Genomic DNA, 7,232 nt, shown 5'->3' on the forward strand with positions numbered 1-7,232 from the left:
GCGCATCGCCGGGATGTAACCGCCGATGAGGTGCAGGTCGGAACCGCAGGTGGTGCCCGCGATCAGCCGTACGACGACGTCCTGGTCGTTGCGCATCCGAGCCGGTGCGCCCGGTGCGGGAGCGCGCCCGCGTGGCCTGACCGGGGCGCCGCGCCCCGGCCGCGCCACCGGCGTGCGCCCGTGACCGGATCCGTGTCCTGGCGCCGATCGTGTCGTGGCAGCGGCGTGGTCGCAAGCAGGGCGAAAGTCTTGGTTCCGGGGCCCTGGGCGACATGGTGTTCCGAGGCGGCTTCCGCTGCGTCAGGGCGGATCGCGTGCGGCTTCCGGCTTCCGGCGGGGATCCGAAAGGGCCGACCTCCAGCGGACCCGTCGACATGGTTGTCATGTACCTGACTTCAAGACGGCCGCGGCACCGGCGCCGGTGGGCAGGTGACGGTGCGCAACACCGAGTGGAACGGCGCCGTCGCGCCGGGCGCCACGACCGCCTTCGGTTTCACGGCCACCGGCAGCTCCTCGACGGCCCCGCACCCCTTCACCTGCGACCGCCCCCGAACGGCCACCGCCCGGCTCCTCCACGCCGCGGGCGCGAAGGGGCCGGGCGGTCCGCGGCGTCCGGGTCAGGCGATGGACGCCGAGACGACGGCGGACACCGCGAGGTTGCAGGACGCCGTCACCCACACCGCCGGGTGGGGTTCGGGCTCGACCAGCGTGGCACCGAGCCGTCCCGGGGTGATGAGATCCACCACCAGGAACGCCACGGCCATCATCACCAGCCCCAGCACGCCGAACGCCGCGGTCGACACCAGCCCCTTGCCGAAGTCCTCGTAGGTGGTCCAGATCGACGTGAACACGATCCCGCCGATGCCGAGCAGCGAGGAGCTCAGCACCACTGCGGCGTTGCGGTTGCGCTCCTGCCAGATCTGCCGGCCGAGCTTTCCGGGCGTCAGCACGTCGACCAGGACGATGCCGAGGACCAGCAGGACCAGTCCCAGTGCGCCGTAGGCGGTGGCCCGGCCGAGTCCGTTGACGATGTCGCTCATGGGGTTGCCGGCTCCGTAGCGTGAGGGATCGTGAATGATCGCGGTCAAGGGCGAGCAAAATGTAGCGCACCCGTTCCACCTCCCGGCCGGGCGCCCCGTCGTGCCTTCCGGCGCACTCGGCGGCACGTGGCGGATGTCGCGGCCGAGGAGTCATGTCCGCGCTCATCCGGGGCATCAGAAGTCCGTCGGACGGATCGAGCAGGAGGACCAGCCATGAGCAGGGGCAGCCGCACCCTTGTCGCCCTGTACGCCGTCGTCGCCCTCTGGCTCTCCTTCTGCACCGTACGCACCTGGGGTGCCGTCCCCCTCTGGACCACCCTGGCGATGACGCTCGCCTCGCTCGCCCCCCTGATCGGCGTCGTGCGGGAGACCGTCATCGCCGACGAACGGCACACCGTCGCCGTCCTGCGGGAACGGGAGGGCCGCCGGGCGGCGTGGCGCGACGCGGCGGCCGCCGCGCTCGCGCAGGCCGAGGTGGAGGCGGCGTGCTGCGAACGCTGGTGGACGTCGTGCGCGACCGAGCACGACCCCGGCTGCGCACACCGGACCTCGTGGGGCACGACGGCGTGAACCGGGGCCCGGGGGCACGGCCCGGGCCGGGCGCCGGGAATTCCTGGTCCGCACCAGGTACTTGACGCCCTCTTATCTCACTCCTTGAATCAAGTGAGCGCACCTTCACCCCACCACCTCGGTCGGCGCACCCGCACATCCGGGCCGCCGTACGGAAGGGAGAGCCATGTCCTCTCCGCGCAGACTCCGCAGATGGCTGATCGCGGCCGTGTCCGCCGCGCTGGTCGCGTCCGGCGCGGCGGGGACCGCGCAGGCGGAACCGGCCGGTCCCGCCGCCGCGGCGGCCGTGACGTTCTCGGACACCTTCGACGGGCCCGCCGGCGCGGCGGTCGACTCATCGAAGTGGCAGACCGAGACCGGCGACAACGTCAACAACCACGAGCGGCAGTACTACACGTCCGGCACCAGGAACGCCGCGCTGGACGGCCGGGGCCATCTGGTGATCACGGCCCGCAAGGAGAACCCGGCCGACTACCGGTGCTGGTACGGCACCTGCCAGTACACCTCGGCCCGGCTGAACACCTCCGGCAGGTTCACCGCGCAGTACGGGCACGTCGAGGCGCGGATGAAGGTCCCGCGCGGGCAGGGCATGTGGCCGGCCTTCTGGATGCTGGGCACACCGGTCGACTGGCCGGACTCCGGCGAGATCGACGTCATGGAGAACGTCGGCTTCGAGCCCTCCACGGTGCACGGCACGATCCACGGCCCCGGCTACTCCGGCTCCGGGGGCATCGGCGCCGGCTACACCCTGCCGGGCGGACAGGCCTTCGCGGACGCCTTCCACACCTTCGCCGTCGACTGGGCGCCGGACTCGATCACCTGGTCCGTCGACGGCAACGTCTACCAGCGGCGCACCCCCGCCGACCTCGGCGGGAGGCAATGGGTGTTCAACAAGCCGTACTTCCTGATCCTGAACCTGGCGGTGGGAGGCTACTGGCCCGGCGACCCGGACGGCTCCACCGCCTTCCCGCAGCAGCTCCTCGTGGACCACGTGTCGGTGACGACCGGCGGCTCCCCGGCCGGCGGCGCGATCCGGGGCCTGGGCGGCAAGTGCGTCGACGTGGCCGGCGCCGGCACCGCCGACGGCACGGCCGTACAGCTCTACGACTGCAACGGCACCTCCGCGCAGAACTGGACCGTGGGCTCCGACGGCACGGTCCGCGCCCTCGGCAAGTGCCTGGACGTCGCCTCGGGCGGCACGGCCGACGGCACCCCCGTGCAGCTGTGGGACTGCAACGGCACCGCCGCCCAGAAGTGGGTCGTCACCGGGGCGCGCGACATCGTCAACCCGCAGGCCGACAAGTGCCTGGACGTGACCGGTAACAACCCGGCCAACGCCACCCGCCTGCAGATCTGGAGCTGCACGGGCGCCGCCAACCAGAAGTGGACGGTGGGCTGACCCCATGAGGCTCCCCCGCTCGGCCCCGGGCTGGACCATGGCCGTGTTCGGCCTGCTCGCCGCCGTTCTCGGCGCGGTGGGCCTGGTCTCGCCGGCCGCGCAGCTGTCGCTGCTCGGCCTCGCCGCGCCCGGCGGGCGGGGGAGCGGCGACCACACACCGGCGTTCGTGACGGCGTCGTCGACGGCGGCGCTCAACATGGGCGTGTACTACGTGCTGGCCGCGCTCGCCGACTGGCGGGCCTTCTTCCGCTGGACGGTGCCCTTCAGGCTGCTGACCTGCGCGGTGTTCACGGTCGCCGTGATCGGTGGCAGGGCGCCGGCGGCGTTCATCGGCGTGGCGGTGTGGGAGGGCCTCGGCGCTCTCGCGACGGGCGCCGCGCTCCGGTACGAGCGGCGGGCCGACGCGGACGCGAGGTGAGCACGACGCCGCCCCGGACCTGTCCGGTCCGGGGCGGCGGACGTGGTGCGGCCGGTCGCCGCCCGGCCCGGTCAGCGCCTGAACGCCCAGGCGAGCCCCGGCTCCACCGCCCAGCGGAAGACCCGCCGCACCGGCGGGGTGCACAGGACCGTCACCACCGCGGCGGCGACCAGGGTGACCGTGACCTCGCCGAGCGGGCGGTACAGCCACTCCGGGTCGTACCAGCCCCAGTACTTGCTGACCTGCGCGACGAAACCGTGCAGGAGGTAGCCGTACAGCGTGGCCGCGCCCAGCGCCGTGAACCAGGTCCGCCGCCCCGGCACCCAGGCGAGGAAACAGGCGACGAGGAGCAGCGAACAGCCGAACAGGGCCAGGGTCACGACCGGGCCGTACCAGGCCGGGGCGGACAGCTCCTGCGCGCTGTCCCGGTGGTAGAGCCAGCCGGACGTCACCCGCGGGACCGCCCAGTACGCCACGGCCGCCGCCACCGCGAACACCGGTACGGCCAGTGCCCGCACCCGGCGGCGGCGCACCGCCCGGAAGTGCTCGGGACGGAGGTGGAGACCGAGCACGAAGTACGGCAGGAACTGCAGCAGGCGCTGCACGTCGAGGTCGTCGCCGAGCGACGGGGAGAGGGTCGCCAGCATGGCGACGACGAGCGCGACGGGGACCGGCCACCGCAGGAGCCGCCACAGCGGCGTGGTGAGCCGCCACACGAACAGCGCGGCCAGGAACCACGTCAGGTACAGCGGCTCCAGAAGGGTGACCGGCCGGTCGGGGACGCCGTCCGTCCACCGGGTGAAGAAGGTGTACGCCGTCTCGAACACGAGGTACGGCAGGGCGACGCCGGTGACCAGCCGCTTGACGCGCTCCGGACTGCCGTCGAAACCGCGCGAGTGGTAGCCCGCGATGACGATGAACGCCGGCATGTGGAAGGCGTAGACGAGCAGGTACAGCGCGCTGACGGCCCGGCTGCCGTCGCGCAGCGGTTCCCAGGCGTGCCCCACCGCGACCAGCACGATCGCCAGGTACTTGGCGTTGTCGAAGAACGCGTCGCGCCGCGGCGCCCGCCGGGACGTCCCGTCCCGTCCGGCGGGCGCCTGCCGTGCGGCGGTGCCGTCCGCCCCGGGCGTGGGGGCCGGCCGGGGCGCGGCGGTCTCTCTGGTCCGGGACGTGGCGGCGGGGATGCGGGGCGACGACATCCCAGCCGCCTCACCCGTTCCGCGGGGGGCAAACCTGTGAGTCGTCCGGCCGGCGTCCGGGACGTCTGCTTTGCATTTCTTTTACCGTCGGGGAACATGGTCGCGGTCGCGTCCGTTGGACCGGACGGATCATGACAGCGACGGAAGAGGTGGCACCAAGTGGCGATGTTCGACCGGCTCAAGGAACAGGCCAGGGCTTTCCAGCAGTCCCAGGGCGCACGGGCGGGGGGCGACCGGCAGCACGGGCACGGCTCCTCCCCGGGCGGCGGCACCAAGGCCCAGCTGATGGGGCTGTTCACGTCCCAGCTCGCGTCGGCCAAGGCGGAGCTCAAGAGCGGCGCCTACCGGGACGCCAGCATGGCGATGTGCGCGCTGGTCGCCGCGGCCGACGGCCGGGTCGACCCGGCCGAGCGGCAGCGCGTGGAGGAGCTGATCGCCTCCAACGAGGTGCTGCAGAACTTCCCGGCGGACCAGCTCCGCAAGCGGTTCAACGAGCACGTGGACCGGCTCACGGCCAACTTCGAGCTGGGCAGGGCCCGGGCGCTGGAGGACATCGCCAAGGCCGCGAAGAAGCCGGTCGAGGCCCGGGCCGTCGTGCAGACCGGCATGGTCGTCGCCGGGGCCGACGGCAGCTTCGAGCCGGCCGAGCAGCGCGCCGTGCGCGACGCCTGCTCGGCCCTCAACCTCTCACCGGCGGAGTTCGGCGTCTGACGGCGGCTCGGGAAGGGCGGCGCCCGCCGCCGGGCCGACGGCGTGACCGAGCAGGTGCAGCGGCGCCGCCGTGACCCCGGCCGCCTCCACGGCGTCCCAGTGGGCCCGCGCCACCGCCGCGTCCACCAGGCCGTGCACCAGGGGCAGCCGGTCGTCCGAGGCGCGCAGCAGGGACTCGGTGCGGCAGGAGGCCAGGGTCCCCTCGATCCAGGGCTGGGCGAGGTGGCCGGCCGCCACCGCGGCCGGGAGGTCGGCGGCGACCTCCCGGTCGGTGCGGCCGACGTGCAGCAGCCCGCCGCCCAGGACCAGGACGTCGCCGCGTTCCCGCATACGGGCGAGGGCCCGCCCGGTGTCGAAGCAGTGCGGGAAGGAATCGTCGACCACGACGGCACCCGGCCGGAGCCGGTCGACGTCGAGCACCGCCGCCGCCCCGCTCACCGCCGTCACCAGCAGATCCGCGGCGTGCACGGCGTCCGGCAGCATCCGCCCCGCCTCGGCGACCTCCACCCGGCCGGCCAGCCCGCGCTCACGCAGCCGGCGGCCGAGCTCCCCCAGCCGCGGCCCGCTGCCGCGCACGTCGCACAACAGCAGCCGCCGGGGCGGGCGGGCGGCCAACGACAGCAGCAGCTCCAGCGAGGACGCGCCGATCGAACCCAGACCGGCGAACGCCACCTCCAGATCACCGAGATCCCGGCCCGTCGCGTCCAGCGCCGCGTGCACGGTCTTCACCACCGACACCACCGTCGTCGCGTGCCCCGTCGTCACGGCCGACGGGTACCGCCGGTGCCGCAGCACGTCGAAGCCGTATCCGGTCAGCGACGGGATCATCCCGGCGAGGGACACGCAGCGCGCGCCCAGGGAGGCGGCCAGTGACACCGCGCGAGCGGTGTGGTCCACCAGGCCGGTCTCCCGCCCGAGTTCGTCGGCGAAGAGCGGCACGCACACGAAACCCGACCGGCCCAGCGGCGTCCGCGCCGTCTCCAGCAGCCGCGGGCCGCCGTCGGGGAACAGCAGCCCGCGCACCTCAGCCCGGGGCAGCGCCGCCTCGGGCAGACCGGCCAGCCGGGCGAGCTGCCCCGGCGCGGGCAGATAGCCGACGAGCGCCGCGTCCATCGTCTTCCGGACCTTCCCCGGCGGGGGCGCCACGGGCCGGCGGTTGCCGGCCGCCCGCACCAGGCGGCCGCGCACCGAACGGCCGAAGGCGTCGAGCGCGGCCGGCGAGAACGCGGCGGTGCAGCCCCGTACGGTGACCCGCAGTCCCTCACCGTCGGGTCGTGCGGCCAGGAACAGGTCCGTCGCCGACGACGGCGGCAGGAACACGCTGTCCCCCGCCTCCCAGGACACCCGCAGCGCCCCGCCGGCCCGTGGGGCCAGCGCGGCGAAGTCGAGGTAGGTGAAGAAGAACTGCGCCGTCGCGGGCAGCCCGTCGGCGTGCCGGGGAACCACGTCCTCGTGGGCGCGGGCCTCCTCGGCCTCCGCCGCGATCCGGCGCAGCGCGGCGTCGAAGTCCCCGTCCGTGAGGGGCTCGTCGGCCGCGCCGGCCGGCCGCACCGGTACGGCGGTGGCGAACGGCCCGAAGATCCGGTGCGCGTCGGGCAGCGCACCGTCCCGGCCGCTCACCGCCAGACCCACGATCAGATCGGGCCGGCCCGTCAGCGCCGCCAGCTCCTGGTAGTAGGAGGTCAGCAGCGGTGCGTACAGCGTGGTCCGCGCGGCCGACGCGACCTTGCGCAGGGAGGCCGTCAGGGCCGCGTCGAGCGTGAACTCGGTGGAGACGAAACCCCGTCCGGCGTTCGCGGCGGTGCGCAGCACCGGCGGCCGGTACGGGGCGTTCAGCCGCCCGGCCCGCGCCCGGTGCTCCACGGTGGCCGGTGCCGCGGTGCCGGACGCGG

The 7,232-nt window shown here is 74.1% G+C and carries 7 protein-coding genes and 1 pseudogene; 5 read left to right on the plus strand and 3 right to left on the minus strand.

Annotated features, from left to right (window positions below; genetic code table 11):
- Positions 1-423 precede the first annotated feature (423 nt).
- Positions 424-519, plus strand: a pseudogene (locus ABTY20_RS34345) (cellulose binding domain-containing protein); the annotation flags it as partial.
- A gap of 98 nt (positions 520-617) precedes the next feature.
- Here the strand turns inward: ABTY20_RS34345 and ABTY20_RS34350 are convergent.
- Positions 618-1,040, minus strand: coding sequence for a DUF350 domain-containing protein (locus ABTY20_RS34350; RefSeq protein WP_352001069.1), 423 nt, complete (start codon positions 1,038-1,040; stop codon positions 618-620).
- A gap of 213 nt (positions 1,041-1,253) precedes the next feature.
- On the opposite strand from ABTY20_RS34350, the gene ABTY20_RS34355 reads away from it, so the two are divergent.
- The 3 genes from ABTY20_RS34355 to ABTY20_RS34365 all read left to right on the plus strand — a co-directional run bounded on the left by ABTY20_RS34355 (position 1,254) and on the right by ABTY20_RS34365 (position 3,427).
- A complete protein-coding gene (locus ABTY20_RS34355) occupies positions 1,254-1,610 on the plus strand; it encodes a hypothetical protein (RefSeq protein WP_352001070.1) in 357 nt (118 codons plus the stop codon).
- A 166-nt stretch (positions 1,611-1,776) separates the two neighbouring features.
- A complete protein-coding gene (locus tag ABTY20_RS34360) occupies positions 1,777-3,009 on the plus strand; it encodes a ricin-type beta-trefoil lectin domain protein (RefSeq protein ID WP_352001071.1) in 1,233 nt (410 codons plus the stop codon).
- Between the two features lie 4 nt (positions 3,010-3,013).
- The gene (locus ABTY20_RS34365) at positions 3,014-3,427 is read left to right on the plus strand and encodes a hypothetical protein (protein ID WP_352001072.1); all 414 of its coding nucleotides are present in this window, start codon (positions 3,014-3,016) and stop codon (positions 3,425-3,427) included.
- 71 nt (positions 3,428-3,498) lie between these two features.
- Here ABTY20_RS34365 and ABTY20_RS34370 read toward each other — a convergent pair whose 3' ends face one another.
- Complete coding sequence (locus ABTY20_RS34370; protein ID WP_352001073.1) at positions 3,499-4,629, minus strand: acyltransferase family protein; 1,131 nt, start codon at positions 4,627-4,629, stop codon at positions 3,499-3,501.
- 159 nt (positions 4,630-4,788) lie between these two features.
- On the opposite strand from ABTY20_RS34370, the gene ABTY20_RS34375 reads away from it, so the two are divergent.
- Complete coding sequence (locus tag ABTY20_RS34375; RefSeq protein WP_352001074.1) at positions 4,789-5,340, plus strand: tellurite resistance TerB family protein; 552 nt, start codon at positions 4,789-4,791, stop codon at positions 5,338-5,340.
- Here the strand turns inward: ABTY20_RS34375 and ABTY20_RS34380 are convergent.
- Positions 5,317-7,232: condensation domain-containing protein (locus ABTY20_RS34380; protein WP_352001075.1), on the minus strand; the 1,916-nt coding region annotated here is incomplete at its 5' end. The two genes, ABTY20_RS34375 and ABTY20_RS34380, sit on opposite strands and share 24 nt — an antisense overlap.

Source organism: Streptomyces sp. NPDC126497 (assembly GCF_040302425.1).
Lineage (GTDB): Bacteria > Actinomycetota > Actinomycetes > Streptomycetales > Streptomycetaceae > Streptomyces.